Annotated in this window: 27 protein-coding genes; 9 read left to right on the plus strand and 18 right to left on the minus strand. The window is 66.8% G+C overall.

From position 1 onward, the window contains the following. Nucleotides 1-7: 7 nt before the first annotated feature. From ACK41U_RS08420 to mutM, 7 genes are all read right to left on the minus strand, one after another. On the minus strand, nucleotides 8-643 hold the full coding sequence (locus ACK41U_RS08420) for a LysE family translocator (RefSeq protein ID WP_409678321.1): 636 nt from the start codon (nucleotides 641-643) through the stop codon (nucleotides 8-10). Next, nucleotides 640-1,746, minus strand: coding sequence for a DNA replication/repair protein RecF (gene recF / locus ACK41U_RS08425; RefSeq protein WP_409678324.1), 1,107 nt, complete (start codon nucleotides 1,744-1,746; stop codon nucleotides 640-642). Before recF ends, ACK41U_RS08420 begins: the two co-directional genes overlap by 4 nt. An 11-nt stretch (nucleotides 1,747-1,757) precedes the next feature. Then, nucleotides 1,758-2,876, minus strand: coding sequence for a DNA polymerase III subunit beta (gene dnaN, locus ACK41U_RS08430; protein WP_409678327.1), 1,119 nt, complete (start codon nucleotides 2,874-2,876; stop codon nucleotides 1,758-1,760). An 89-nt stretch (nucleotides 2,877-2,965) separates the two neighbouring features. Then, nucleotides 2,966-4,324 (minus strand): chromosomal replication initiator protein DnaA, encoded by a 1,359-nt coding sequence (gene dnaA, locus ACK41U_RS08435; RefSeq protein WP_409678330.1) that lies wholly within the window; start codon nucleotides 4,322-4,324, stop codon nucleotides 2,966-2,968. A gap of 552 nt (nucleotides 4,325-4,876) precedes the next feature. Beyond that, nucleotides 4,877-5,146 (minus strand): 30S ribosomal protein S20, encoded by a 270-nt coding sequence (gene rpsT / locus ACK41U_RS08440; RefSeq protein WP_409678333.1) that lies wholly within the window; start codon nucleotides 5,144-5,146, stop codon nucleotides 4,877-4,879. Nucleotides 5,147-5,316: 170 nt separating this feature from the next. Continuing rightward, nucleotides 5,317-6,093, minus strand: a complete 777-nt coding sequence (locus ACK41U_RS08445) for an enoyl-CoA hydratase (protein ID WP_409678336.1) — start codon at nucleotides 6,091-6,093, stop codon at nucleotides 5,317-5,319. Between the two features lie 70 nt (nucleotides 6,094-6,163). Further along, nucleotides 6,164-7,009, minus strand: coding sequence for a bifunctional DNA-formamidopyrimidine glycosylase/DNA-(apurinic or apyrimidinic site) lyase (gene mutM, locus ACK41U_RS08450; RefSeq protein ID WP_409678339.1), 846 nt, complete (start codon nucleotides 7,007-7,009; stop codon nucleotides 6,164-6,166). A gap of 101 nt (nucleotides 7,010-7,110) precedes the next feature. On the opposite strand from mutM, the gene ACK41U_RS08455 reads away from it, so the two are divergent. After that, on the plus strand, nucleotides 7,111-7,857 hold the full coding sequence (locus tag ACK41U_RS08455) for a class I SAM-dependent methyltransferase (protein ID WP_409678342.1): 747 nt from the start codon (nucleotides 7,111-7,113) through the stop codon (nucleotides 7,855-7,857). A 3-nt stretch (nucleotides 7,858-7,860) separates the two neighbouring features. Beyond that, nucleotides 7,861-9,393 (plus strand): 2-polyprenylphenol 6-hydroxylase, encoded by a 1,533-nt coding sequence (gene ubiB, locus ACK41U_RS08460; RefSeq protein ID WP_409678346.1) that lies wholly within the window; start codon nucleotides 7,861-7,863, stop codon nucleotides 9,391-9,393. A 4-nt stretch (nucleotides 9,394-9,397) separates the two neighbouring features. On the opposite strand, the gene ACK41U_RS08465 is transcribed toward ubiB, so the two are convergent. The 5 genes from ACK41U_RS08465 to ACK41U_RS08485 form a co-directional block, all read right to left on the minus strand. After that, nucleotides 9,398-9,673: a hypothetical protein gene (locus ACK41U_RS08465; protein ID WP_409678349.1), complete on the minus strand. Its 276-nt coding sequence runs from the start codon at nucleotides 9,671-9,673 to the stop codon at nucleotides 9,398-9,400. A 110-nt stretch (nucleotides 9,674-9,783) separates the two neighbouring features. After that, the gene (locus tag ACK41U_RS08470) at nucleotides 9,784-10,401 is read right to left on the minus strand and encodes a hypothetical protein (RefSeq protein ID WP_409678351.1); all 618 of its coding nucleotides are present in this window, start codon (nucleotides 10,399-10,401) and stop codon (nucleotides 9,784-9,786) included. Between the two features lie 105 nt (nucleotides 10,402-10,506). Further along, nucleotides 10,507-11,829, minus strand: a complete 1,323-nt coding sequence (locus tag ACK41U_RS08475) for a hybrid sensor histidine kinase/response regulator (protein WP_409678354.1) — start codon at nucleotides 11,827-11,829, stop codon at nucleotides 10,507-10,509. Beyond that, nucleotides 11,829-13,007: an FIST N-terminal domain-containing protein gene (locus tag ACK41U_RS08480; protein ID WP_409678357.1), complete on the minus strand. Its 1,179-nt coding sequence runs from the start codon at nucleotides 13,005-13,007 to the stop codon at nucleotides 11,829-11,831. Before ACK41U_RS08480 ends, ACK41U_RS08475 begins: the two co-directional genes overlap by 1 nt. Continuing rightward, a complete protein-coding gene (locus tag ACK41U_RS08485; RefSeq protein WP_409678359.1) occupies nucleotides 13,007-13,714 on the minus strand; it encodes a response regulator in 708 nt (235 codons plus the stop codon). The genes ACK41U_RS08480 and ACK41U_RS08485 overlap by 1 nt, the downstream gene beginning before the upstream one ends. 182 nt (nucleotides 13,715-13,896) lie before the next feature. Here ACK41U_RS08485 and ACK41U_RS08490 point away from each other — a divergent pair, with 182 nt between their 5' ends. Genes ACK41U_RS08490 through ACK41U_RS08500 form a run of 3 tightly spaced genes read left to right on the plus strand, consistent with a single transcriptional unit; the run spans nucleotide 13,897 to nucleotide 16,268 of the window. Then, nucleotides 13,897-14,895, plus strand: coding sequence for an ABC transporter substrate-binding protein (locus tag ACK41U_RS08490; protein ID WP_409678362.1), 999 nt, complete (start codon nucleotides 13,897-13,899; stop codon nucleotides 14,893-14,895). Next, nucleotides 14,888-15,679 carry an ABC transporter permease gene (locus tag ACK41U_RS08495; protein WP_409678365.1) on the plus strand — a complete coding sequence of 264 codons (792 nt, stop codon included), beginning with the start codon at nucleotides 14,888-14,890 and terminating at the stop codon, nucleotides 15,677-15,679. Before ACK41U_RS08490 ends, ACK41U_RS08495 begins: the two co-directional genes overlap by 8 nt. Next, the gene (locus tag ACK41U_RS08500) at nucleotides 15,669-16,268 is read left to right on the plus strand and encodes an ABC transporter ATP-binding protein (protein WP_409678367.1); all 600 of its coding nucleotides are present in this window, start codon (nucleotides 15,669-15,671) and stop codon (nucleotides 16,266-16,268) included. The genes ACK41U_RS08495 and ACK41U_RS08500 overlap by 11 nt, the downstream gene beginning before the upstream one ends. On the opposite strand, the gene ACK41U_RS08505 is transcribed toward ACK41U_RS08500, so the two are convergent. The 6 genes from ACK41U_RS08505 to pqqA form a co-directional block, all read right to left on the minus strand. Next, a complete protein-coding gene (locus ACK41U_RS08505; RefSeq protein WP_409678370.1) occupies nucleotides 16,253-17,044 on the minus strand; it encodes a quinoprotein dehydrogenase-associated SoxYZ-like carrier in 792 nt (263 codons plus the stop codon). The two genes, ACK41U_RS08500 and ACK41U_RS08505, sit on opposite strands and share 16 nt — an antisense overlap. A 3-nt stretch (nucleotides 17,045-17,047) precedes the next feature. Next, nucleotides 17,048-18,184, minus strand: coding sequence for a pyrroloquinoline quinone biosynthesis protein PqqE (gene pqqE, locus ACK41U_RS08510; protein ID WP_409678372.1), 1,137 nt, complete (start codon nucleotides 18,182-18,184; stop codon nucleotides 17,048-17,050). Further along, complete coding sequence (gene pqqD, locus ACK41U_RS08515) at nucleotides 18,181-18,474, minus strand: pyrroloquinoline quinone biosynthesis peptide chaperone PqqD (RefSeq protein WP_409678375.1); 294 nt, start codon at nucleotides 18,472-18,474, stop codon at nucleotides 18,181-18,183. The genes pqqE and pqqD overlap by 4 nt, the downstream gene beginning before the upstream one ends. Beyond that, entirely contained in the window at nucleotides 18,471-19,214 is a 744-nt protein-coding gene (pqqC, locus tag ACK41U_RS08520; protein ID WP_409678460.1) for a pyrroloquinoline-quinone synthase PqqC, read from the minus strand. The genes pqqD and pqqC overlap by 4 nt, the downstream gene beginning before the upstream one ends. Before the next feature lie 5 nt (nucleotides 19,215-19,219). Next, nucleotides 19,220-20,101 (minus strand): pyrroloquinoline quinone biosynthesis protein PqqB, encoded by an 882-nt coding sequence (gene pqqB / locus ACK41U_RS08525; protein WP_409678378.1) that lies wholly within the window; start codon nucleotides 20,099-20,101, stop codon nucleotides 19,220-19,222. Between the two features lie 73 nt (nucleotides 20,102-20,174). Then, entirely contained in the window at nucleotides 20,175-20,267 is a 93-nt protein-coding gene (pqqA, locus tag ACK41U_RS08530) for a pyrroloquinoline quinone precursor peptide PqqA (protein WP_042250260.1), read from the minus strand. 140 nt (nucleotides 20,268-20,407) lie between these two features. Here pqqA and ACK41U_RS08535 point away from each other — a divergent pair, with 140 nt between their 5' ends. The 4 genes from ACK41U_RS08535 (at nucleotide 20,408) to ACK41U_RS08550 (ending at nucleotide 25,104) form a co-directional block, all read left to right on the plus strand. Beyond that, nucleotides 20,408-21,463: a quinoprotein relay system zinc metallohydrolase 2 gene (locus ACK41U_RS08535; RefSeq protein ID WP_409678382.1), complete on the plus strand. Its 1,056-nt coding sequence runs from the start codon at nucleotides 20,408-20,410 to the stop codon at nucleotides 21,461-21,463. A 95-nt stretch (nucleotides 21,464-21,558) separates the two neighbouring features. After that, the gene (locus ACK41U_RS08540; protein ID WP_409678385.1) at nucleotides 21,559-22,908 is read left to right on the plus strand and encodes an ABC transporter substrate-binding protein; all 1,350 of its coding nucleotides are present in this window, start codon (nucleotides 21,559-21,561) and stop codon (nucleotides 22,906-22,908) included. 70 nt (nucleotides 22,909-22,978) lie between these two features. Continuing rightward, nucleotides 22,979-23,971 carry a carbohydrate ABC transporter permease gene (locus ACK41U_RS08545; protein WP_409678388.1) on the plus strand — a complete coding sequence of 331 codons (993 nt, stop codon included), beginning with the start codon at nucleotides 22,979-22,981 and terminating at the stop codon, nucleotides 23,969-23,971. Then, nucleotides 23,971-25,104 (plus strand): carbohydrate ABC transporter permease, encoded by a 1,134-nt coding sequence (locus tag ACK41U_RS08550; RefSeq protein ID WP_409678391.1) that lies wholly within the window; start codon nucleotides 23,971-23,973, stop codon nucleotides 25,102-25,104. Before ACK41U_RS08545 ends, ACK41U_RS08550 begins: the two co-directional genes overlap by 1 nt. Nucleotides 25,105-25,106: the final 2 nt, after the last annotated feature.

Genomic DNA, 25,106 nt, shown 5'->3' on the forward strand with positions numbered 1-25,106 from the left:
GGCTTTCTCAGCCGCCGATGATCTGGCCCACGGCCAGCACCAGCCCCACCGCGATCAGCAGCCAGCCCGAGGCCAGATTCATCCGCCGCATCCCCGCAGGCGTGGCCAGACGCCGCCGCGCCAGCGTGATCGCGCCGCCCATGGCAAGGTTCAGCGCAAAGGGCACCGCGCCCGACATCAGCGTGATCGTGGCGATGTCGGGGCCGGTCAGGCGCGAGATGTCGAAAAAGCCCGGCAGCACGCCGACATAGAACAGCGCCGCCTTGGGGTTGCCGGTGATCGCCATCAGCCCGGCCACAAAGCCCGCCCAGCCCCCGGTCCGTGTCAGCCGCCCGTCGGTGCTGACGGGCCGCCCGGCATGCCGGATCAGGCCCGCGCCCATGGCGATGAAGACGACGACGGCGATCCAGCGCAGGACCGACAGCAGCTCGGCCTGCTGGCCCGCCAGCAGCGACAGGCCGAAAATCGCGATCAGCGGCCACAGCAGATCCCCGATCGCGACGCCCAGAGCCAGCGGCCAGACCCCCGCCCAGCCCGAGGACAGCCCGCGCGCCATGATCGCCACCCAGACCGGGCCGGGCGTCATCCAGATCGCCACCAGCGCCCCGGCATAGAGCCATATCGCGTCCAGCCCCAATGTCATGTCTCATCCTCCGCCACGGTCGATGCGCCGTCATCCTTGGTCACCGACAGGCGCCGGGCGCGGGGGCCAAGCGCCTCGAACAATTCCGGCCCGGTGCCGGTCAGCAGGCTTTGCGCCGGCAGGGCACAGATCAGGTCATAGAGCATCGCGCGCCGGTCCGCGTCCAGATGGGCCGCGACCTCGTCCAGCAGCAGCAGCACCGGCTGATCGGTCAGCGCGCGGGCATTGGCCAGCATCAGCGACAGCAGCAGCGCCTTTTGCTCGCCGGTCGAGGACAGGGCGGCGGGCATGTCCTGCGGCCCCCAATGCGCGCCCAGATCGGCGCGATGCGGGCCGCTCAGCGTGCGGCCTGCGGCCAGATCGCGGGGGCGCATCGCGGCCAGCCGGGCGGCGATGCTGGCCGCGTCCGGGTCATCGGCCTGCCCCTCGCCGGGCAGCAGCACCAGCCGCGCGGCGGGAAATCCGGTCTCGGCATCCTGCGCCGCCATGATCGCCGCGAGCGCCGACAGGCGGTTGCGGGTCAGCGCGGCCCCCGCCTCGGCCATCTGCGCCTCCAGCGCGCGATACCAGCCGGGATCGGCCACCTGATCGCGCAGCAGGCGGTTCCGCTCGCGCATCGCCTTGTCATAGGCCAGCACCAGATCGGCGTGATCGGGCACAAGGCTCAGCGTCACGCGGTCCAGAAAGCGGCGCCGCGCCTCGGGGGTGTCCGACCACAGCCGGTCCATCGCGGGCACCAGCCAGATCACGCGGACCAGCCGCGCCAGCCGGGTCTGTGGCACGGTTTTGTCGTCGATGCTGACGCTGCGGGTCTGGCCGGGCGGGGCCTGCGTCTCGACCGCATGATCGCCAAGCGTGGCCCGGATGCGCCAGCCCGCATCGCGCCCCTGGCGCGCCTGTTCGGGCGCGGGTGCGGCGCGCAGGCCCCGGCCCGGCGCCAGCATCGAGACCGCCTCAAGGATATTGGTCTTGCCCGACCCGTTCGGGCCAAAGATCGCCAGGGGCCTGCGGTCCGTCGCCAGATCCAGCCGCGGCCAGGACCGGAACTGCGCCAGCGACAGGCGGGTCAGGAAGGGCCCGGACGGGGGTGCAGTCGGGGGCAAGCCCGCAGGCGTCACACGCGCATGGGCATGACGACATAGACGGCGCTGTCGTCGTTGCCTTCGCGGATCAGGGCGGCATCGCCCGAGCCGTTGAACATGAAGACGGCATTGTCCCGGTCGACCTGACCCGCGATTTCCTGCAGGTATTTGGCGTTGAAGCCGATCTCCAGCGGCTCGTCGGCATAGGCCACGATCAGCTCTTCCTCGGCGGCGCCTGCATCGGGGGCGTTCACCGACAGGACCAGCCGGTCCTGATCCAGCGACAGCTTGACTGCACGACTGCGTTCGCTGCTGACGGTCGCCACCCGGTCCACGGCACGGGCAAAATCGGCGGCGTCCACCTCCAGCTTGCGGGTGTTGCCCTGCGGGATGACGCGGCTGTAATCGGGGAAGGTGCCGTCGATCACCTTCGAGGTCAGCGTGATCTCGGATGTGGCAAAGCGCACCTTGGTCTCGCTGACCGAAACGGCGATCTCGGCATCATCCTCGTCCAGCAGCTTGCGCAGCTCGGCCACGGTCTTGCGCGGCACGATCACGCCGGGCATCTCCTCGGCGCCGATGGGCAGGGGGGCGTCGATGCGGGCCAGCCGGTGGCCGTCGGTCGCCACGCAGCGCAGCAACGGACCGTCGCCGCCCTGCGCCACATGCAGATAGACCCCGTTCAGATAATAGCGCGTCTCTTCGGTCGAGATGGCGAATTTAGACTTGTCGAACAGCCGCTTGAGCACGCCTGCCTGCGCCTTGAAATTGGCGCTGTATTCCGAGGTGGCCATCACCGGGAAATCCTCGCGCGGCAGCGTCGCCAGGCTAAAGCTGGACCGTCCGGCCTGCACCGCCAGCCGCCCCGAGGCATCATCGCTGCTGATCTGCACCAGCGCGCCATCGGGCAGCTTGCGTGCGATTTCGTTCAGCATCACGGCGCTGACGGTGGTGGCGCCGGGGCGTTCGACCAGTGCGGCCGCGCGGTCCACGACCTCGGTGTCCAGATCGGTCGCGCGGAAGCTGACGCCGCCATCCTTCGCCTCGATCAGCACATTGGCCAGAATCGGGATCGTGTTGCGCCGCTCGACGACGGATTGCGCCTGCGACACGGCCTTGACCAGAACGGCGCGCTCGATCGAGAATTTCATCAGCTTCCCCTGTCCCTTGGCCCTCACGGCCCTTTGTCGGACCTGTTGTGTAACCGCCCGCGCGGGCGCTCACAAGATTTTCGTCAGGGTTACGCTTCCAGCATCCGTTTCAGCACGGTGATGTCCTCGGCCATGCCGCTGTCTTCGTTGATCAGCTCTTCGACCTTGCGCACGCCGTGCATGATCGTGGTGTGGTCGCGCCCGCCAAAGCGGCGCCCGATTTCGGGCAGCGAGCGGCTGGTCAGCTGCTTGGACAGATACATGGCGATCTGGCGCGGGCGGGCGACGTTGCGCGCCCGTTTCGGCCCGATCAGATCGGCCAGACGGATGTTGTAATGCTCGGCCACCTTGCGCTGGATGTCGTCGATGCTGACCTTGCGGTCGTTGGTGCGCAGGATATCGGCCAGGCATTCCTGCGCCACCTCCAGCGAGATTTCGCGGCGCAACAGGCTGGCATGGGCAAACAGACGCTGCAGCGCGCCTTCCAGCACGCGGACGTTGGTGCTGATCCGGTGGGCCAGGAATTCCAGCACACCGGCGCCGATTTCAAGATCGGGCTGCTGGGCGCGAAAACGCTCGGTCTTGGACTGCAGGATGCCAAGACGCAGCTCGTAGGTGGTCGGGTGCAGGTCGACGATCAGACCGCAGCTGAGGCGCGACTTGATGCGTTCCTCAAGGCCCTTGATCTCGGCCGGGGCACGGTCGGCCGAGATGACGATCTGCTTGCCCTGATCGACCAATGCGTTGAAAGTATGGAAGAATTCTTCCTGCGTGCTGTCCTTGCCCGCGATGAACTGCACGTCGTCGACCATCAGCATGTTCACATTGCGGAACATGCTTTTGAAATCCATGATCGAGCTTTCGCGCAGCGCCTGAACGAAGCGGTACATGAACTGTTCGGCGGACAGATACAGCACCTGCGCGGCAGGGTGGTTGGCCTGAAAATCATGCGCGATCGCGTGCATCAGGTGCGTCTTGCCCAGACCCACGCCGCCGTACAGAAACAGCGGGTTAAAGCCTACAGGCCCGCCCTCGGCCACGCGGCGGGCGGCGGCATGGGCCAGTTCGTTGGGCTTGCCGACGATGAAATTGGTGAAGGTAAAGCGCGGGTCCAGCGGCGCACCCAGATCGGTGCGCGGTGCGCGGGTCGTGGGGGCTGTGGCGGGTTCGTTCGCGGGGGCGGCCTGTGCGGTCGGACGCGCGGTGCCGGCGCCGATCTCGAAGCGCAGGCGCTCGACCTCGGCGCCGGCGCGGTTCAGGACCGCCAGGATATCCTTGGCAAAATGCCGGTTCACCCAGTCCGAGATAAAGCGTGTCGGGCTGACCAGCCGTGCCGCGCCGTCCTCGATCGAGGCCAGACGCAAGGGCTTGATCCAGTGGTTATAATTGTTCGGCCCAACGCTTTGCTCAAGCTCTGCGCATGCCTGACCCCAGATACTGTCCATCATCCGACCTTTTCCCGTGCCTGTCCCCGATCCCCGACGGTTGATCCGCCGGGCCAGCTTTCACGTCACAACGGGACCATGAAACAGGAAAAGCAGCCCTCAGGCCGGTCAGATGACCAGCTTGCAGGGCGGTGCCCGTTCCCATTCACAGATACGGAGCCGATGACAGCCGGTGGCAGCCGACAATCAACGATCCGAGGGCGGAAGAGAGTTGCCCCGCTTCGCAGCCTGGCCATGATCCCGACCGGATCATCCGATCCGGCAGAGGGCGCTGGCCTATCCCCCAAGGCGACGTGAATCGCAGGCTGAACCTAGCCCCAGCCGCGCCCGCGCTGCAACCGAACTATGCGCTTGACAGCATCATGACTGCGCCGAATCTGCGAGCCCATTGAGTCCGTTAAGAAAAAGGAAAGGCACCTGTTTTTTAACGATTTATTAAGATTTATGCAGGTGCAGAAACGCAAGCGGGCGCGTATGAAACATACGCGCCCGATGCCGTCGGGAGGGGCCGCGAGGCCGATTTTCAGGTGGTTTTCGCCCGAAGTCGCGTGGCGATCAGACCGCCGACAGCGCCTTGACGCGCGAGGACAGGCGCGAGACTTTCCGCGCTGCAGTATTCTTGTGGACGACGCCTTTGGTCACGCCGCGCATCAGTTCGGGCTGGGCGTTCTTGAGAGCCTCTTTTGCAGCCTCTGCATCGCCCGAAGCGATCGCTTCTTCGACTTTGCGCAGATAGGTGCGGATGCGCGAGCGACGGGCCTTGTTGATGTCGGTGCGCTGCTCGATCTGACGGGCGCGTTTTTTGGACTGGGGCGTATTGGCCATGTTCTTTGTTCCTTAGCGGGTCTTTTTTCGCGTTTCGTTTGCGCAAAAGACCCAAGGCACCGTCCCCGGAAGGGACAGCCATGATTCTTGCCTAAGCGGGCCCACGCGCATGTAGCGAGGGCCTATAGGCCAGCCCGCGCGAAAAGGAAACCCCTGATCGCCGGTTCAGGTCAACGATCGCGGAACTGCGCCTCGCGCTTTTCGAGGAAGGCGGCCATGCCCTCTTTCTGGTCCTCGGTCGCGAACAGCGCATGAAAGGCGCGGCGTTCGAACAGCAGCCCCTCGCGCAGGGTCGTCTCATAGGCGCGGTTGACGGCCTCCTTGACGGTCTTGGTCGCGACCTGCGATTTCTCGGCGATCTTGCGGGCGGCTGACAGGGCCTCGGGGATCAGCTTGGCGGTGGGGACGACGCGGCTGACAAGGCCGGAACGTTCGGCTTCGGCGGCATCCATGAAGCGGCCGGTCAGGTTCATGTCCATCGCCTTGGATTTGCCGATCAGCCGTGTCAGGCGCTGCGTGCCGCCGATGCCCGCGACCACGCCCAGATTGATCTCGGGCTGGCCGAACTTGGCGTTTTCCGCGCAGATGATAAAGTCGCAGACCATGGCCAGCTCGCAGCCGCCGCCCAGAGCATAGCCGCTGACGGCCGCGATGATGGGTTTGCGGACCCGGCTGATCGCCTCGATCTGCGGGCCAAAGAGGTCGGCTTCATAGACCTCGACATAGGTTTTCGTGGACATCTCCTTGATGTCGGCCCCGGCGGCAAAGGCCTTTTCGCTGCCGGTCAGCACGATGCAGCGGACCTTGTCGTTCTGGTCGGCCTCGACCAGCGCGGTCGACAGCTCATCCAGAAGCGTGGCGTTCAGCGCATTCAGCGCCTCGGGGCGGTTCAGCCGGATCAGGGCGACCTCATCCTCGATTTCCACGATGATGGTTTCGTAAGCCATGGGCCTTGGACCTCGTTGCCAATGTCATTGGTCGGGACCCTAGCAGTTCGCGCGGCGGGAATCCAAGGTCTCAGCGCTGGCAGGCCGGGCAGTAGAAGCTGGAGCGCGCCGATTGCACGATTCGCAGCACTGTGCCCCCGCAGCCCTCGCGCAGGCAGGGCTGGCCCGCGCGGTCATAGACGCGGAAGCTGTGCTGGAAATAGCCCAGCTCGCCCGAGGCCTGCCGGTGGTCGCGCAGGGATGAGCCGCCCGCCGCGATGGCGTCGGCCAGCACGTCGCGGATATGGCCCACCAGCGCGGCAATGCGGGCAGAGCCGATGCGGCCCGCCGCCCGGCGCGGGTCGATGCCCGCGCGGAACAGGGATTCGCTGACATAGATATTGCCCAGCCCCGCCACGATGCGCTGATCCAGCAGCGCCTGTTTCACCGGCGCGCGCCGCCCGTCAAAGGCCGCGCCGAGATAGGCGGCGTCAAAGACCGGGTCGAACGGCTCCGGCCCCAGATGATCCAGCAGCGGGTGGCTGGCGCCCTCGCGGATCAGATCGACCATGCCAAAGCGGCGCGCGTCGTTGAAGGTGATGGTCGTGCCCGCATCGGTCGTCAGCACGACATGATCATGGCGCGGATAGATGCCGGGGTCGCGGTGAAACTGACCCTGCGACGCGCTTTCGACCAGCATCCGGCCCGACATGCCCAGATGCCACAGCACCGTGCCGCCCCGGTCCAGATCGGCCAGCAGATATTTCGACCGGCGGCGCAGCGCCGTCACCCGCGCGCCGGTCAGCACCTGCACCAGATCGACCGGCAGCGGCCAGCGCAGATCGGGGCGGCGGGCCTCGGCGCGCGCGATGCGGGCGCCCTCCAGATGGGGCAGCAGGCCCCGGCGGACGGTCTCGACTTCTGGCAGTTCTGGCAATTCCGTCCCTTTCGTCGCATTGTGCCCGTCGCGTGGCCCGGTCATTGTGCCGGACGCGGGCCGGACTTATCTGGCAACCCACAAGGTAAACGGCAAGCGCGATGACGGATAACAGACAGACCCATTTCGGCTTTCAGACCGTGGACGAGGACGCCAAGGCCGGGATGGTGCATGGCGTCTTTTCCAGCGTCGCCTCGCGCTATGACCTGATGAACGACCTGATGAGCGGCGGTGTCCACCGGCTGTGGAAAGCCGCGCTGATGGACTGGCTGGCGCCGCGCAGCGGCCAGCACCTGCTGGATGTGGCGGGCGGGACCGGCGATGTGGCATTCCGCTTTCTGGACCGGGCGCCGGGCGCGCGCGTGACCGTCTGTGACATGACCGCGCCCATGCTGATCGCAGGCCGCGCCCGCCCCGAGGCGGTGGAGCGCGCCGACCGGCTGGCCTGGGTCACGGGCGACGCGATGGCGCTGCCTTTCGCGGATAACAGCTTTGACCGCTATACGATCAGCTTTGGCATCCGCAACGTCACCCGCATTCCCGATGCGCTGGCCGAGGCTTACCGCGTGCTGCGCCCCGGCGGGCGGCTGGTCGTGCTGGAATTCAGCCAGATCCCGGTGCCTGCCGCGCAATGGGCCTATGACCGCTACAGCTTCAACGTCATCCCGGCGCTGGGGCAGGCGGTGACGGGCGACCGCGACAGCTATCAGTATCTGGTCGAATCGATCCGCAGCTTTCCCGATCAGGAGGCCTTTGCCCAGATGATCCGCGAGGCAGGCTTTGGCCGGGTGCAATGGCGCAACCTGTCGATGGGCATTGCCGCGCTGCATTCAGGCTGGAAGCTTTAGGCGATGCGCGGCCCCCACAACATCCTGCGCCTGATCCGCACCGGCGCCACGTTCGAGCGCACCGGCGCCATGGCCGCCGTGCTGGACGCCGTCGATGCGCCGATCCGGCTGCGGCTGGCGGCGCGGGTGATGGGCTGGCCGTTCCGCTGGCTGGGCTACAAGGGCGATCCGGACCTGCCGCCGATCACGCGGGCGATTACCGCGCTGGGGCCGGCCTATATCAAGTTCGGCCAGATCCTGTCGACGCGCGCCGATGTGGTCGGCCCCGAGATGGCGGGCCAGCTGCGCATGTTGCAGGACCGGCTGCCGCCCTTTGACACGGCCATCGCCAGGCAGGTGATCGCGTCTGAACTGCGCGCCCCGGTGGATGAGCTGTTTTCGGAATTTTCCGAACCCGTCGCGGCGGCCTCGATCGCGCAGGTCCACCGCGCGCGGGTGCGCGAGACGGGCCGTGAGGTCGCGGTCAAGGTCGTGCGCCCCGGCATCGGCGCGGCCTTCAGCCGCGACATCGACGCCTTTCATTTCGGCGCCCGGATGATCGAGATGATCTCTCCGGGCACGCGCCGGTTGCGGCCCCGCGATGTGGTCACCCATTTCGAGCAGACCGTGACCGGCGAGCAGGATCTGCGGCTGGAGGCGGCGGCGGCCTCTGAATTCGCGGAAAATACGGGCGGCGACGGGGGGCTTCAGATCCCGATGCCGCATTGGGCGCTGTCCTCGCGCCGGGTGCTGACCGCGGACTGGGCCGAGGGCCTGCCGATGGGCGACCGCGCGGCGCTGATTGCGGCGGGGCATGACACGACCCAGCTGGCGCGCCGGGTGATCCAGCTGTTCCTGTCCCACGCCCTGCGCGACGGGTTCTTTCATGCCGACATGCATCACGGCAACCTCAAGGTGGCCGCGAATGGCGACATCATCGCCTATGATTTCGGCATCATGGGCGAGATCGACGAATATACGCGCCGCGTCTATGCCCAGATCCTGTATGGGTTCATCCAGCGCGATTACCGGCTGGTGGCGCGGGTGCATTTCGAGGCGGGCTATGTGCCGCGCGACCGTGACGAGGCGGCCTTTGCCCGCGCCCTGCGCGCCGTGGGAGAGCCGATCTTTGGTGCCGATGCCAGCCGCATCTCGATGGGCAACCTGCTGTCCTATCTGTTCGAGGTGACCGAGCGTTTCGGCATGCCGACCCGGACCGAGCTGATCCTGCTGCAGCGCACCATGGTGGTGGTCGAGGGGGTGGCGCGGTCGATCGACCCGCAGCTGAACATCTGGGATGCGGCCAAGCCGGTCGTGTCGGACTATATCAAGGCGGGCATCGGCCCCAAGGCCGCCGTCCGCGATCTGACGCAGCTGGTGCAGACGGTCAGCCGCTATGGCCCGCTGCTGCCGCGCATCGTCGAGCAGGCGCTGTGGGAAAAAGCCCATCCCGAAGAGGTCAAGCCGCGTGTCATCCGACGCCGCGGCACGGCTGCGCTGTGGCTGGTGGGCGGGCTGTCGCTGGCTGTGGGCGCCGCGATCGGGCTGGCGCTGTAGCGCGTCAGAAGCAGATGATTTCCGCCTCGGCCTCGGCCCGGCGCAGTTCGGCCACGGTTTCCGTCAGCTGTGGCATGCCCCGGAACATGCCCGAGCGTTCGCCCGTGGTCTGGCGCATGCGCAGGATGGTTTCTGCGCCGACATAGCCGTCATAGGGCAGCACCTCGGCGATGCGGTCGATGGCGCAGGCGCAGCGGTCCAGCATCTCGCGGGTCTGGCCGTTCGTGGCCATGCAGGTGAAGACATATTCGGCCCGCGCGCTGGTCGGGTAGTCGTTCACGGCCTGGGCCTGGGCGGGCGCGGTCAGCAGCGTCAGCGCGGCGGTGAGGGCCAGCGGGGGCCAGCCCCCGCACCCCCGGGATATTTTTCCAAGGCAAAGGGGAAGGCCGTTCATTCCAGCACCAGATGGTTGCGATAGCCGGGGACGGTTGCGGTCTCGGCGCGCAGCTCGCGGATGGGTCCGGTGGGGTTGACCATCACGAAGGTCAGGGTCAGGTCGCGGAAGCCCTGCATGCGGTCGGCGTTCGGATCATCGGCAAAGGGGGTGAAGGTTGCCGTCAGTGCGTCACTCTGGCGGGCGAGGTCGCCGCTGCGGAACAGGGCGTCTTTCATCCGGTTGCGGATGTAATGCGGGCTGCCGCCGGTCAGGGCCGCCATGTCGCGGGCGGTCTGTTCCAGAAAGAAGGTCAGGACCGGGTCGCCGCCCGAGATCGGAAAGGGGCCGATGCGCCGGTCGCGGGCCTCGGTGGTCTGGGTCAGTTGCAGCACCGGCTGGTTGTCGGAGGGGTCGATGGTCTCGGTCAGCGCCACCTGTCCACCGGCGACAGGGCGGAAGCCTTCGGTGGCAGGGCCCTCGACCGTCATTTGCCAGGTCAGCGTCTGGTCGCCCAGATTCCACGGCCCGCGTTCGGCAAAGACCGCATCGCCCGCCTCGCCGGCGATGGCGGCTTGCGGCGCGGCAAGCCCCAGCAGGACCGCGCAGGCGGCCCCCAGAATGGCGCGTCTCATGGCGCGTCTCATGGCGATCTCCCCTCGCGTGAATGCTCCGATGCCCATGATGCGCCCGGCGGGGGGCGGCGCAAGCCCTGCCTTGGTGTGCATCAGCCCTTGGTCTTAGGTCAGCAGCCGCGCCAGTGTCTCGGCCAGTTCGGACGGGTGGACCGGCTTTTCCAGCAGGTGCACGTCCATTGCCGCGCAGGTGCGGGCGATGTCGGGGTCGCGATGGGCGGTCACCATCACCGCAGGCACGGGCCGGTCCGAGGCGCCGCGCAGCGCCTCGATCGCGGCGGTGCCGGTATCGCCGTTTTCGAGGTGATAGTCGGCGATGATCACGTCGGGCGGCTCGTCGCCCATGGTGGCCAGCGCCTCGGCGGTGCCGCCGGCAAGGCGGGGCACCATGCCCAGCCGGTCGCGCAGGATCAGGTCATAGGCGCGGCGCATCTCGGCATCGTTTTCGACCACCAGCGCCACGCGCCCCCGCAGCCCCTGAAGGGCCGCGTCAGCGGGGCGGGGGAGGGGGGCGCCTGCGCCATTGACGAGGGGCAGGCCGACGCGGAAGACCGTGCCGCGCATCGCCTCGGAGCTGAGGCTGATCGGGTGGCCCAGCTTGTTGCAGGCGCGGCGCACGATCGACAGGCCAAGCCCCATGCCGGGCACGCCCGCGTCATTTCCGAGGCGCTGAAATTCGTCGAAGATCCGGTTCCGGTCGACCGCCGGAATGCCCATGCCCGTGTCGCAGACGGTCAGCCAGCACATGCCCCCGCGACGTCGGGCGCCCACCGCGACCCCGCCGCGATGGGTGTATTTGATCGCGTTCGAGACGAGATTCTGTGCAATCCGCCGCAGAAAGACCGGATCACTTTCCACCACGGCCTGTGTCGGCATGAAGCGCAGCCTGAGGCCCTTGGCCTCGGCCATGGGAATGAACTCGGCCGAGAGGCGGCGGAACAGGTCCCCCAACGGCACCGGCTGGCGGTTGAACTCGATCCGCTGGCTGTCGAGCCGCGAGATGTCCAGAACCGCGTGCATCAGCTGTTCGACCGATTCGAAGGCGCCCGACAGACGGTCGGTCAGCTCGGTCTGATCCGCCGTCATTTCGGTGTCGGTGAGGGCCGCCAGAAACAGCCGTGCCGCGGACAGGGGTTGCAGCAGGTCGTGGCTGGCCGCGCGCAGGAACCGGGTTTTCGAGCGGTTGGCCTCTTCCGCGGCGGCGCGGGCGACGGCCAGTTCGCGGTTTTTCTGCGACAGATCGGCCATGGCGCGTTCCAGCTCGCGGCGGCGGGCCTGAACCTCTTGCTCCAGTGCCACGGCGGCCTGAAACATCGACCAGGCCGAGCCGCGAGATTCCTCCAGCCGGTCGATCCGGTCGATCAGGACGCGGCTGATCCGGTCCAGCTTTTCGATCTGCCGCTGTGGCGGGTCGTCGTCGCGCAGCATCAGGCGGCCCCGGCGCTGGCTGGGGCGCTGACTGGGGCGGCGGGGTCCATGAAGGCCAGCCCCACGAAGGTCTGGTTCACATGCATGCCGCTGTGCTGTTCGCCATAGGTGTTGAAGCCCGCGACCCGGTAGCGGGCGTAGATCTGCGACATCTGGTCGGCCAGCCCCTCGCGCTCCAGCGCAAGGCGGCGCAGGATGCAGTCGAAGGCCAGCACCATCAGCGGCGGGCGGGGCAGGGCGGCCAGCGCCTCGGCCATGCCCTGGGTCAGGTCGTCGGCGCGGCCAAGGGTCAGGACGGTGCCGGTGTCGATGGCCGACATCAGCGACAGACCGCCATCCTCGGTCACGGCGCTGATCGCGCGGACATGGTGGCGCCGCCCCATGCGCAGCAGCAGCGGGTGGCGCGCGAAATCGGCGGGGGTCAGGGCGTGTCGCGCAATCCCGGTCAGGCGGGCATATTCATCCGCCGCCGGTTCGGCGTTCAGTTCCAGAATCCGACGCTTTTCGGGGATCGCTGCCGTGACGACGGCGCGGGTGTCGGTCGGGCTGAAATGGGCGAATGTGATCTCGCTGACGGCCAGATCGGTTTCGACCAGCACGAACACTGCCGCGTCGGAATGGACCTGGCCCTGGGCCAGCAGCGAGGTTTCGCGGAAATCCAGCCCGTCGCCCGCCGAGCCACCCAGAACCGGGACCGAGGGCAGCGCCGCGTCCAGCGCCGCGACCAGAACATCCTCTTGTCCCGCCATGCCATCGACCAGCAGCAGACCAAACAGCGACCGTTGCGGATCACCCGCAAACTGGTGATGCAGGCGGCGCAACTGCGCCATCCAGTCTGACACCGGCAGCGCGGGCAGATCGACCAGCGTGCAGGCGGCGGCGCGGAAATGGCAGGCCGGGAACCCCAGCGCCACGACGCTGTCCGAGGCATATCCCGCAGGCCCGATCTCGCCCGCGGATGAGCAGCCGGTGATGACACAATCAGGTGGCAGGCCGGACCTGAGCTCGGCCGACAGTTGCGCAAGCGCGTCGCCCTCGGCCCCGAAGATCAGGACGAGGGCGGGATTTACGGCGCGCAGGCCGGCCAGCAAGGTCGGAACCATCCCGGTTCCGCCGCGGTCGGCCTGCACGGCCACCGGCCCGACGGTGCCCTCCTTCACCTCCGGGCCGGTATTCATCAACCGGCCTCGAACAGCCGGATCGAATTCGCCAGCAACACCGCCTGCGTGCGGCGGCGTGCGTTGATCTTGGACATGATCGCCGTGATATGCGTCTTCACGGTGGCCTCGGCGATCGACAGATCGTAGCTGATTTCCTTGTTCGCCTTGCCCTGACAGATCAGCCGCAGGATCTTCATCTGCTGCGGTGTCAGCGAAGCAAAGCGGCGCGCCAGTTCGGCCCGCGCCTCGCCCTCGGCGCCGGCTTCGGCGGGCTCATACCCCTCGGGGGTGACCAGCTCGCCCTCCCACATGCGGCGCAGGCTGTCGACCAGCGCCTCTCGCGACAGGGATTTGCTGATATAGCCCTGCGCCCCCGCCGCCATCGCGGTCGAGATCATGGCGCCTTCCAGATCGGCGGAGATCATCGTGATCGGCACGTTCGGCAACTGGCGGCGCAGCGTCACGATGCCCTCGGCGCCGCGTGCGTCGGGCAGGTTCAGGTCCAGAATCACGGCATCGGGTGCGCCCTGATTGCGGATCTGTTCCAGCGCCGCGCCAAGCGTGCGCGCGGTGCGGACGTTTTTCAGCCCAAAGCTGATCTTCAGCGTCAATGCGAGGGCGTCGCACATCAGCGGATGGTCATCGACGATCAGGATCTCGCGGACCTGATCGGCGGATGGTCGCTGTGACGACGCCGGGCGCGCCTGAGTGGCGGCTGCGGTCATGGCTTTCCTCCCTGAATTTAGCAGTGACGCGCCAACCCCCTCGCGGGCGCCTCAGAGCAAAGAGTTTACGGCGCCCCGCGAACAAAGCAAGCCCTCAACTGCGACCAAAGTACCACGGCCATGCGATTGTGGGGCGCCCGCCCGCGTGTCACCTTGTTACCGGGGCACAGGAGGAGATTGCCATGATGTTGACCCGCAGGCGCGGACTGATGGCGGCGATGGTGGCGGGCCTTGGCCTGATGCTGGCCGCTGTCCCCGCGCTGTCAGATGACGCCGGACCGTTGCCGTCTGTCACGATCGGCGTGCAGGAAAATGGGACAGTCAACTGGGAGTTGCAGGCGATTCGCGACCGGGGGCTGGATCACGCCAATGGATTCCGGCTGGAGGTGCTGGGACTGGCGGGGTCGCAGGCCACGCAGATCGCCATGCAGGGCGGGCAGGTCGATGTCATCGTGTCCGACTGGCTGTGGGTCGCCATGCAGCGCGGCGCCGGGGCGCCGTTCACGTTCTGGCCTTACTCGACCGCAGTGGGCGCGGTGGTCGTTCCTGCCGACAGCCCGGCGCAGTCGCTGAGCGATCTCGAAGGGCAGGCGATCGGGATCGCGGGCGGGCCGCTGGACAAAAGCTGGCTGATCCTGCGCGCATGGCACCGGCAAGAGACCGGGCGCGATCTGGCCGATGTGACGCAACAGGTCTATGGCGCGCCGCCGATCATCCAGAACGCCGCCGAGACGGGCGAGGTCGCGGGCGCCATCAATTTCTGGCATTTTCTGGCCAAGATGCAGGCGGGGGGAATGCGCGAACTGGTCAGCGTCGCGGACGCAGCCACCGGGCTGGGGCTGGATCCGGCCACCCCGCTTCTGGGCTATGTGATGCGCGACAGCTGGGTGCAGGCGAACCCGGCGCTGGCGCAGGGTCTGGCCCGCGCGTCGCGGCAGGCCAAGGATCTGCTGGCTGAGGATGATGAGGCATGGGCCGCGCTGCGCCCGATGATGAACGCCGGGACAGATGCCGAATTTCAGGCTCTGCGTGCGGGCTGGCTGGCGGGCACGCCGCCCGAAGGGCCGGTCGATGCCGCAGATGCGGCGGCGCTGTTTGCGCTGATGGCCGAACTGGGCGGGGACGAGTTGACCGGCGGTCTGACCGAGCTGCCCGAGGGGTTGTTCTGGTCCGGTGAATAGGCGTTCCAACCCTCTGCCCAACCCTCTGCGCCATCCCGGTCTGATCCCCGGCACCCTGTCTCTGCTGGCGCTGCTGGTGCTGTGGGTCGTGTCGGCCGAGCTGGCGGACAATGCCCGGCGCATGCCCTCGCCGCTTGTGGTGGCGGGGCGGATGCAGGCGCTGGCGGCCAGCGGAGAGCTGTGGTTTCACGCGGGCATGACGCTGATGCGGGTGCTGGCGGCCTTTGTGATCGCGATGGTGCTGGGCACGGCGCTGGGGCTGTGGATGGGCCGGTCGCGGGGTGCAGATCACTGGCTGAACCCGACGCTGGTGATCTTGCTGAACATCCCGGCGCTGGTGGTGATCGTGCTGTGCTATATCTGGGTCGGGCTGAACGAGACGGCGGCAATTCTGGCCGTGTCGCTGAACAAGATCCCGCTGGTGACGGTCATGCTGCGCGAGGGCAGCCGCGCCCTGCGCCCCGATCTGGACGAAATGGCGCGCGCCTTCCGCATGACGCCCGTGGCACGTTTGCGCCATGTGATGCTGCCGCAGCTTGCGCCCCATATCGCGGCGGCGGCGCGGGCGGGGATCTCGCTGATCTGGAAAATCGTGCTGGTGGTCGAATTTCTGGGCCGCTCGAACGGGGTCGGCTTTAAGATCCATCTGCTGTTTTCCAGCTTTGACGTGGCGGGGGTGCTGGCATGGGCGCTGGCCTTTGTGGCGGTGATGCTGGCCATCGACCTGTTCATCCTGCGCCCGTGGGAGGGCCGCGCATCGCGCTGGCGTCGCGATGAGGCTTGATCTGCGGTGGAAATCCTTTGGCGCGCGCCCGGTTCTGGGGCCCTTGTCGCTGTCGGTCACGCGGGGGCAGCGGGTGGCGGTGCTGGGGCCATCGGGGATCGGCAAATCGACCCTGTTGCGGATACTGGCGGGGCTGGATGCCCGGTTCGAGGGGCGGCTGACCGGCGCCGACCGGCTGGCGCTGGTGTTTCAGGAGCCGACGCTGCTGCCATGGCGCAATGCGGTGGCGAATATCACCCTGACCACCGGGGCCACGCGCGACCGCGCACGCGCGCTGATGGCCGAGGTGGGGCTTTCGGGGCACGAGGATCAGTTTCCCCGGCAGATGTCGCTTGGCCAGCAGCGCCGCCTGTCGCTGGCCCGCGCCTTTGCGGCCTCGCCCGATATTCTGCTGATGGACGAGCCCTTTGCCAGTCTGGATGCCGACACGGCGGCGCGGATGCTGGATCTGACCGACGCGCTGCTGACCCGCAGCGGCGCCGGGCTGATCCTTGTCACCCATGACCCGTCCGAGGGGCTGCGGCTTGGCGCGCGGCCCCTGCACCTGTCAGGCAGTCCGGCGGTGCTGACGGATCAGCCGCTGACCTGATCGAAGCTCTCGTCCCAGATATTGCCGTTCGTATCCTCGACATGGACATGGATCGGCTGGCCATTGGGCTGGTAGGCAAAGCGGAACACGGGGTCTTCGCTGATCGAGATGCCCGCGCTCATGGTGAACAGGGTCTCATCGCCCTGCCGCACCTCCAGCCGGTCGATGAAATGCGCGGGGATCGGTAGCAGCGTCAGCTGATCGCGTTGCAGCCCTGAGAAATTGGGGTGCCGGATCATCAGCGTGCCGATCTGGCGGCCATCTTCGCCCCCCTCCTCGGTGCTGCTGCGCCAGCGCATCTGGCCCATCAACTGCCGCACCTCGGCCATGTCGCGGCCCGGCGGGGCGGAACAGCCGCCCGCCGCCCTGACGAAGCGCCCGGCCATGATGGGATTGCCATCCTCCAGCGTTGCAATGGCGCGCACGCCGGAATAGCCGTCCACGCGGACCCGGACCTCGAAATCCAGCGGCATCAGCGCGGGGCCGAATTCGTATTCGGCGGCCACCGGGGCGGGGTTTTCGTCGATGATCAGGCTGAGGGCCGTCAGCGGCGGCGCATCGGCGGCTTGCGTGATATGGACCGGCACAATCGCGGCCTCATGGGCGCGGAAGGGGGCGGTCAGCTCCAGCACGCCCGCATCCTGTGGCGGCTCGGCATCCAGCCCGATGACCGAGACGCGCAGGTCATCCCATGTGGGCGAGGGCAGTAGCGGGTTGTCCTGCGCCCATGCGGGCGCGGTCAGCAGGCAGAGGGCAGAAATCAGCAGAACGCGCATCGGTTATCCTCCCTTGGACATCCTCCGATAGGTAAAATCAGTGGTCTGGTCGGCCGCATCCGCCTCGGCGCGGGCGACGACCTGCGCATGCAGGGCCGATTTGGAACAGACCGGATCGGTCGCCCGAGCGTCCCCTGCCAGCGCCATGGCCTGACAGCGGCAGCCGCCGAAATCGACGGTCTTGCGTTCGCAGCTTTGGCAGGGCTGGGGCATCCATGCGGTGCCGCGGAATGCGTTGAAGCTGTCGGACAGGTGCCAGATGTCGGACAGGCTGCGGGTCTGCACATTCTCGAACCGCATCCAGCCGATGGATTGCGCGGCGTGGCAGGGCAGCACGGTGCCGTCCGGCCCGACATTGAGGCCGGTCGAGCCCCAGCCCCCCATGCAGGCCTTGGGATAGATCGCGTGATGGTCGGCGGGCACATAGTCGATGACCATGCGGCCCCGCAGGCGGATGCGGCCCTTGTTCACAATCTGGCGGGCAAAGGCCGCCTGTTCGCGCGTGGGCATCAGCGCCGCGCGGTTCAGGTCGGCCCAACCGTGGAACTGCACCGTCGCCACCTCGATCCGCCGGGCGCCCAGGGTTTCGGCCAGGTCCAGCATGTCGGGCAAGCGTTCCATGTTCTGCCTGTGCACGACGGCGTTGATGGTCAGCGGAAAGCCGATTTCCGTGACCCATTCGGCAAAGGCCATCTTTTTGTCCCACGAGCCCTGATGCCCGCTGATCCGGTCGGCCATGTCGGGGCGGATGCCCTGCAGCGACAGCTGCACATGATCGACGCCGGCGCGGTCCAGCTCTTCCAGCCGCGCCCGCGTGATGCCGATGCCCGAGGTGATCAGGTTCACATACAGCCCCGCATCCCGCGCATGGCCCACGATCTGCGCCAGATCGCGCCGCGCGCCCGGTTCACCGCCCGAGATATGGACCTGCAGCACGCCCAGGGCCGCCGCCTCGTGGAACACGCGGCCCCAGTCATCGGCGCTGATCTCGGACGCGGCGCGGACCAGTTCGACCGGATTGCTGCAATAGGGGCAGGCCAGCGGGCAGCGATGCGTCACCTCGGCCAGCATCGCCATCGGCAGGCCGGGGGTGACGAGATTGCCGTCCAGATCGCGGGGCTGGGGGGCCAGATCCTTCATGCCGCCCCCCGCAGAAACACCATGCGGCGTTCGATCAGCCCGGTCAGGAAATCGCGCACATCGCCCGCGATCTGATCCTCGGGGGCGTTATAGCGGGCGGCGAGGCTTGCGGTGATCGCGCCCATGCTGCGCGCGCCGTCCAGTTCCGACAGGATCGCATCGCCGATGGCATCCAGTTGCAGCGCGCGTTCGGGCGCCTGCAACACGCGGATGCCCCGCACGCGGTCGGTGTCCAGCCGCACGCCGCGCGGCAGATAGGGGATGTCACCGGGCGCGATCAGCGGGGTCATGGCAGCATCCCCTCGCCCGGTTGCCATGCGCCGGGGGGGCGGTGCTCCTCGACATAGCCGTGCCACAGCGCGTCCAGCTGCGCCCACAGGACATCGGTCTTGAAGGTCAGCGCCGCCGCCGCCGCATTCTGTTTTTCCAGCGTATTGGCGTGGGTCAGCACATAATCGAGGCCGAATTTCACATCCTCGGGCGCTTCGGTCAGGCGCTTTCGGAAATAGGACAGGCTGGCGTCATCGGCGAAATCGTAATGCTTCAGCAGCCCCTCGATCCGCTGCGCATGGATGCGGGGCGCGAACAGCTCGGTCAGCGAGGCCGCGACCGCATCCAGCAGCGGCATCTCGCGGACGAACCGCACATAGGCGTCCACGGCGAAACGCGTCGCGGGCATGATGCCCTGACCGCTGGCGACATAATCCGGGTCCAGCCCCACCGCACGGGCCAGCGCCAGCCAGCGCCGGATGCCGCCGCCCTCGGCCGTGCCGCCGTCGTGATCCTCGATCCGCTTGCGCCATGCGCGACGCAGGTCAGGGTCTTCGACGCGCGACATGAAGGCCGCGTCTTTCATCGGAATGCGCGACTGATACATCCAGCGGTTGATGACCCATGCCCGAACCTCGTCCGGGGTGCAGGCGCCGCCATGCAGGCGGGCGTGAAAGGGGTGGCGGTCGTGATAGCGTTCGGCGCCGATGGCACGCAGGCGGGCCTCGAAATCGTCGCGCGATTGGGGGGCGTCGTGGATGTCCTTCACAGCGAAATCTCCATGCCGTCGCGGGCGATCTGCCAGCCTGCCGCCCGCGCCTGTGCCGCCTGAGGGCTGGCCGGATCGGTCAGCGGGTTCGAGTTGTTCATATGCACGAACACACGCATCCCGATGGTCAGGGGTGCCAGTGCGGCCATGGTCTGCGTCACCGGCATATGGCCCATGCGGCGGCCCGTCTTGGCGCCCAGACCCATGCGGATCATCTCGTCATCATCCCACAATGTGCCGTCGAAGAACAGCGCATCGGCGCCGTCGATCCGCGCCGACAGCCAGTGGGGCATGTCGGCGCAGCCGGGGATATACAGCGCCCGGCGGCCATTCGCGCGCAGTTCCACCCCCACGGTCGTCTCGCCCAGCAGCCCCGTCTCGACCACGGCACCCTCCTGATACAGCGGCACCTTGCCGGGCACGGCGAACAGCACGGCCTCCAGCCCCGGCGCCAGCGTCACGGTCTGGTCCAGTGCAATCTCGCGGCGGGCGACCAGATCGGGCCGCAGCGCGCCCAGCATCGGGTTTTCGGCCAGCACGCGATGGATCGCGGGCGTGGCGAACAGATCAAAGGGCTGGCTTTCGCGCAGGGTCAGCAGACCCGCCACATGGTCGATATCGCCATTCGTCACCAGCACCGACCGCAACGGCATTTCGCGCAGCCCGGTCGGGTGCAGCGCGGGCGTGGCGGCCAGTTGCACCCGGATATCGGGCGAGGCGTTCAGCACCGCCCAGTCGCGCCCGTTGGCACTGACCGCGACCGAGCTTTGCGTCAGCGACGGAATACGCCCGGCACGGGCCGCGTCACAATTGCCGCAGCCGCAGTTCCATTGCGGCAGGCCGCCGCCCGCCGCAGCCCCCAGAATGATGATCCGCATATGCCCTGCCCTGACGCAAAGGCCCCGCCCGAGAACATCGGACGGGGCCGTTCCACTTCCGGTCTGTCCGTGTTCAGAACAGGACGGGTTCGTCCTCGGCCGGGGCGTACATGTTGATCTCCATGCCGCAGGCGATTTCTGTCAGAATTGGTTTGGTCCAGGCCATGTGGTTCCTCCTGTCATAGCCGTCGCGCCCTCATGCGACTGGCGTTCAGTGTAGATCGAAGGCAGGATGAATCAACCAGACAAAGGTCGCAGCATCCTGCCCATGCTGGGGCGCATATGGTTAACGGGAGGGGGCGGCATATGTTCCATCTGATCCTGACCGCCTGTCTTGCCGGTCCGGCACCTGATTGCGCGCCGGTTCTGCTGCCGCAGGGCGATGCGCCTGATCAGGCGCGCTGCGAGGCCGGTGCGGATGCGATTGCCCGCGACTGGCTGGCCGGGCACCCGGATCTGGTCGGGGATGGCGTGGCGTGCCGCGCGAACACCGACCTGCCTGCCGCCGATCTGCGCGAACTGGCGCCGGGCGTGCATGTCCATTTCGGCCAGATCGCGCAGATGGAGACCTCGCCCGACGGGCGCATCGCCAATCTGGGCGTGGTGATCGGCGAGCAGGTGGCGGTGATCGACGCGGGCGTCTCGCGGGCCGAGGGGCAGGCGCTGTATGTCGCGCTGCGCCGCCTGACCGACCGGCCCGTCAGCCATGTGATCCTGACGCATCTGCATCCCGACCATATTCTGGGCGCCTCGGTCATGGCCGAGGCCGGGGCAGAGATCGTCGCCCATGCTGCGCTGCCTGCCGCGCTGGAGGCGCGCGGCCCGGTCTATCTGGACAATATCCGGCAGCTTTACCCGCCCACCGAATGGATCGGCACGCAGATCGTGCTGCCCGATCAGCTGGTCGGGAATCGCGCGCAGATCGACCTTGGCGGGCGCGAACTGCGGCTGACGGCCTTCGGTCCTGCCCATACCGACAGCGATCTGACGGTCTTTGACAGCGTCAGCCAGACCCTGTTCACGGGCGATCTGATCTTTCGCGGGCTGACGCCGGTGGTCGACGGATCATTGCGCGGCTGGCTGGACTGGATGGACCGCAAGCCTGATCCGATGCCGCGAATCATCGTTCCGGGGCACGGTCCCGCCGCTGATTCGTGGTCCGAGGCAAACAACGCACAGCACCAGTTTTTGAAAGCGCTTTCGACAGAGGTGGAACGGGCCATCGCAGCAGGGTCGCCGCTGTCCCGTGCGGTGGAAGATGTTGCGAATGCCTTGGATTCCATGAAAGATAGCTGGCAAGAGTTCCCGCAGACGGTGCGCCGCAACGCCACCGCCGCCTACAAGGAACTGGAATGGGAATGAGAAGCGTTTGACAGCCGCTGCCGAATTGACAATTGCTAGCGTTAACGGAGGGCCGCACGGACAAGGCCCGCTCATCTTGGGAGGATGATTTGACCATGAAACTGTTCACGACCGCTGCCGCGATTGCCCTGATTGCCGGAACGGCGCAGGCGCAACTGGTGATCGAACCGGGCAGCGATGACCGCATCAACTGGCAGAGCCTTGAGGATTTCGCGGCCGCCCATGGCGATATTTCCGGGCAGAGCTTCAACATCATGGGCCCGTGGCTGGGCGGCGATCAGGAGCTGTTCGTCTCGGTCATCGCCTATTTCAACGAGGTGACGGGCGCGCAGGCGAACTACTCCGGCTCGGACAGTTTCGAGCAGCAGATCGTGATCGACGCCGAGGCAGGGTCTCCGCCCGATGTGGCCGTGTTCCCGCAGCCGGGTCTGGCCGCCGATCTGGCCGCGCGCGGGCATCTGCGCCCCTTGGCCGAGGGAACCGCCGACTGGCTGCGCGAGAATTACGCGGCAGGCGAAAGCTGGGTCGCGCTTGGCACCTATGCGGGCGCCGACGGGGCCGAGGCGATGTATGCCTTCCCCTACAAGGCCGATGTGAAATCGCTGGTCTGGTATGTGCCCGAGAATTTCGAGGATGCGGGCTATGAGGTGCCCACCACCTATGAAGAGCTGAAGGCCCTGACCGAAGCCATCGCCGAAGAGGGCGAGACGCCCTGGTGCATCGGTCTGGGTTCGGGCGGGGCGACCGGCTGGCCCGCGACGGACTGGGTCGAGGATCTGATGCTGCGCACCGCCACGCCGGAACAGTATGACGCCTGGACCACCAACGAGATGCCGTTCAACGATCCCGCCGTGGTGAATGCGATCGAGGAATTCGGATGGTTCGCCAAGAACCCCGATTTCGTGGCGGGCGGCGTCGGCGCGGTCAGCTCGACCGATTTCCGCGAAAGCCCCAATGGCCTCTTTGCCAGCCCTCCGGCCTGCTACATGCACCGTCAGGCCAGCTTTATCCCGACCTTCTTCCCCGAAGGCACCGAGATCGGGCAGGATGCGGACTTCTTCTATTTCCCGGCACCGGAATCGGGTGATCTGGGGCAGCCTGTGCTGGGCGGCGGCACCATGTTCGCGGTGATGTCCGACAACCCGGCGGCGCAGGCCTTTGTCGAGTTCCTGAAAACCCCGGCGGCGCATGAGGTCTGGATGGCGCAGAGCGGCTTTCTGACCCCGCATACCGGCGCCAACCCCGATGCCTATGGCGATGATACGCTCAAGCGGATGGGGCAGATCCTGCTGGATGCGACCGTGTTCCGCTTTGACGGGTCCGACCTGATGCCGGGCGCGATCGGGGCAGGCTCGTTCTGGACCGGCATGATCGACTTTGTCGGCGGCGCATCGGCGCAGCAGGTAGCCGACCAGATCCAGCAGACCTGGGCGTCGCTGAACTGAGGCAAAAGATTGGCTGCGGCGGGTCGGGGGGCCTGCCGCAGGGGTAACGGACAGTTAGCGGGGTTGAGGGATGGAGCTTTTCTGGCTGGCGATCAGCACGATCGTCATTGGCGTCTTTGGGTGCGTGGCATGGTTCTGGGGCTCGAACTGGGTGCTGGACCGGATCTATCCGGCGCGTGGCCCGAAGGCGGGCGACAATATCCGGCGTGCGAACCAGATCAGGCCGTGGCTGTTTCTGGGCCCGGCGATCCTGTTTCTGTCGATGTATCTGGTCTATCCGGTGATCGACAGCTTCTGGCGATCCCTGCTCAGCGCGAATGGCGCGCGCTTTGTCGGCGCCGACAATTACAGCTGGTTGGCGAGTGACGCGAAATTCCGCGAATCGCTGTTCAACAACATGATGTGGCTGCTGGTCGTGCCGGCGCTGTCCACCGTGTTCGGCCTGCTGGCCGCCCAGCTGACCGACCGGCTGAAATGGGGCAATATCGGCAAATCGCTGATCTTCATGCCGATGGCCATCAGCTTTGTCGGCGCGGGCGTGATCTGGAAATTCATCTACGAATACCGCGCATCCGGGGAAACGCAGATCGGGCTGTTGAACTGGATCGTGACGCAGCTGGGCGGTCAGCCGCAGATCTGGTTGACCCTGCCGGGCTGGAACAGCTTTCTGCTGATGATCGTGCTGGTCTGGATCCAGACCGGGTTTGCCATGGTGATCCTGTCCGCCGCCCTGCGCGGCATCCCCGAGGAAACCATCGAGGCCGCAATTCTGGACGGTGCCAGCCCGCTGCAGGTGTTCTTCAAGATCAAGGTGCCGCAGATCATGGGCACGATCGCCGTCGTCTGGACCACCATCACCATCGTCGTGCTGAAGGTCTTTGACATCGTGTTCGTGATGACCAACGGCCAGTGGGGCACGCAGGTTCTGGCCAACTACATGTATGACTGGTCCTTCCGCGCCAATGACACCGGGCGCGGGTCCGCCATCGCCATCGTGCTGATGCTGCTGGTGACGCCGATCATGGTCTGGAACATCTACAACGCCCGCAAGGAGGTGCGCTGATGGAAGGCATGGCCGGACAGAAATCCTCGCTGACCTGGGCGGTCAATATCGCCGCCTTCCTGCTGGTGCTGCTGTGGACGATCCCCACGCTTGGCCTGTTCGTGTCCTCGTTCCGGGACCGCGACCAGATCTCGACCTCGGGGTGGTGGCAGTCGTTTTCGGGGTCGGAACAGACCGGCTTTGTGCGTTCGGGGACCGCAGGCGATCAGATCGAACGCGACGGGCTGTATGTGATCGAGGGCAGCGCGTTGCAGGGCACGCAGAAGCTGACCAGCTGGGGCACCGGCCCCCGCAACCCGGCGCAATACCAGCCGGGCGAGGTGGCCGATCTGGGGGACGGTGCTTCTCTGACCGTGGCCGAGGACGGCACCTATCAGATCACCTCGGCCCAACCCTTCGAGATGACGCGGGGCGAGCGGATCTTTACCACCACCCTGTCGCCGCCCAGCTTTACCACCGACAATTACAACCGCGTGCTGACGGCGGGCGGGCTGGGCCGGGCCTTCATGAACACGATGACGGTGACGATCCCGGCCACGGTGATCCCGATCCTGATCGCGGCATTTGCGGCCTATGCGCTGGCATGGATGCAGTTTCCGGGCCGCGCGCTGCTGACCGCCGCCGTGGTCGGCCTGCTGGTGGTGCCCTTGCAGGTGGCGCTGATCCCGCTTTTGCGGCTGCACAACGATCTGGGCATCGGCAAGGGCTATCTGGGGATCTGGCTGGCGCATACCGGGTTCGGCCTGCCGCTGGCGATCTATCTGCTGCGCAACTACATGGTCGGCCTGCCGCGCGAGGTGATCGAAAGCGCCCGTGTCGATGGCGCGACCGAGTTCCAGATCTTTCGCCGCATCATCCTGCCGCTGTCTTTCCCGGCACTTGCCAGTTTCGCGATCTTTCAGTTCCTGTGGGTCTGGAACGACCTGCTGGTCGCGACGGTCTTTCTGGGCAACACACGCGAGCAACTGGTGATGACCGGCCTGCTGCGCGAGCTGATGGGATCGCGCGGAGGTGAATGGGAGATCCTTGCAACCTCGGCCTTTATCTCGATAGCCGTGCCCCTGCTGGTGTTCTTTGCCATGCAGAAATACCTGGTCCGCGGATTGCTGGCCGGTTCCGTGAAAGGTGGATGAAT

Source organism: Paracoccus sp. (in: a-proteobacteria), from assembly GCF_046289755.1.
In the GTDB taxonomy this organism is placed as follows: Bacteria; Pseudomonadota; Alphaproteobacteria; order Rhodobacterales; family Rhodobacteraceae; genus Paracoccus.

Excerpts from the sequence above, each read along its gene's own strand:
- ACK41U_RS08455 (WP_409678342.1), top strand. The coding sequence starts at position 7,111 with ATGACGGATAACAGACAGACCCATTTCGGCTTTCAGACCGTGGACGAG.
- ACK41U_RS08540 (WP_409678385.1), top strand. The coding sequence starts at position 21,559 with ATGAAACTGTTCACGACCGCTGCCGCGATTGCCCTGATTGCCGGAACG.
- pqqA (WP_042250260.1), bottom strand. The coding sequence starts at position 20,267 with ATGGCCTGGACCAAACCAATTCTGACAGAAATCGCCTGCGGCATGGAG.
- ACK41U_RS08445 (WP_409678336.1), bottom strand. The coding sequence starts at position 6,093 with ATGGCTTACGAAACCATCATCGTGGAAATCGAGGATGAGGTCGCCCTG.
- dnaN (WP_409678327.1), bottom strand. The coding sequence starts at position 2,876 with ATGAAATTCTCGATCGAGCGCGCCGTTCTGGTCAAGGCCGTGTCGCAG.
- ACK41U_RS08485 (WP_409678359.1), bottom strand. The coding sequence starts at position 13,714 with ATGACCGCAGCCGCCACTCAGGCGCGCCCGGCGTCGTCACAGCGACCA.
- pqqB (WP_409678378.1), bottom strand. The coding sequence starts at position 20,101 with ATGCGGATCATCATTCTGGGGGCTGCGGCGGGCGGCGGCCTGCCGCAA.
- ACK41U_RS08475 (WP_409678354.1), bottom strand. The coding sequence starts at position 11,829 with ATGCTGCGCGACGACGACCCGCCACAGCGGCAGATCGAAAAGCTGGAC.
- dnaA (WP_409678330.1), bottom strand. The coding sequence starts at position 4,324 with ATGATGGACAGTATCTGGGGTCAGGCATGCGCAGAGCTTGAGCAAAGC.
- pqqE (WP_409678372.1), bottom strand. The coding sequence starts at position 18,184 with ATGAAGGATCTGGCCCCCCAGCCCCGCGATCTGGACGGCAATCTCGTC.
- ACK41U_RS08550 (WP_409678391.1), top strand. The coding sequence starts at position 23,971 with ATGGAAGGCATGGCCGGACAGAAATCCTCGCTGACCTGGGCGGTCAAT.
- ACK41U_RS08505 (WP_409678370.1), bottom strand. The coding sequence starts at position 17,044 with ATGCGCGTTCTGCTGATTTCTGCCCTCTGCCTGCTGACCGCGCCCGCA.
- ACK41U_RS08500 (WP_409678367.1), top strand. The coding sequence starts at position 15,669 with ATGAGGCTTGATCTGCGGTGGAAATCCTTTGGCGCGCGCCCGGTTCTG.
- rpsT (WP_409678333.1), bottom strand. The coding sequence starts at position 5,146 with ATGGCCAATACGCCCCAGTCCAAAAAACGCGCCCGTCAGATCGAGCAG.
- ACK41U_RS08470 (WP_409678351.1), bottom strand. The coding sequence starts at position 10,401 with ATGAGACGCGCCATTCTGGGGGCCGCCTGCGCGGTCCTGCTGGGGCTT.
- pqqD (WP_409678375.1), bottom strand. The coding sequence starts at position 18,474 with ATGACCCCGCTGATCGCGCCCGGTGACATCCCCTATCTGCCGCGCGGC.
- ACK41U_RS08535 (WP_409678382.1), top strand. The coding sequence starts at position 20,408 with ATGTTCCATCTGATCCTGACCGCCTGTCTTGCCGGTCCGGCACCTGAT.
- ACK41U_RS08420 (WP_409678321.1), bottom strand. The coding sequence starts at position 643 with ATGACATTGGGGCTGGACGCGATATGGCTCTATGCCGGGGCGCTGGTG.
- ACK41U_RS08480 (WP_409678357.1), bottom strand. The coding sequence starts at position 13,007 with ATGAATACCGGCCCGGAGGTGAAGGAGGGCACCGTCGGGCCGGTGGCC.
- ubiB (WP_409678346.1), top strand. The coding sequence starts at position 7,861 with ATGCGCGGCCCCCACAACATCCTGCGCCTGATCCGCACCGGCGCCACG.
- ACK41U_RS08545 (WP_409678388.1), top strand. The coding sequence starts at position 22,979 with ATGGAGCTTTTCTGGCTGGCGATCAGCACGATCGTCATTGGCGTCTTT.
- ACK41U_RS08490 (WP_409678362.1), top strand. The coding sequence starts at position 13,897 with ATGATGTTGACCCGCAGGCGCGGACTGATGGCGGCGATGGTGGCGGGC.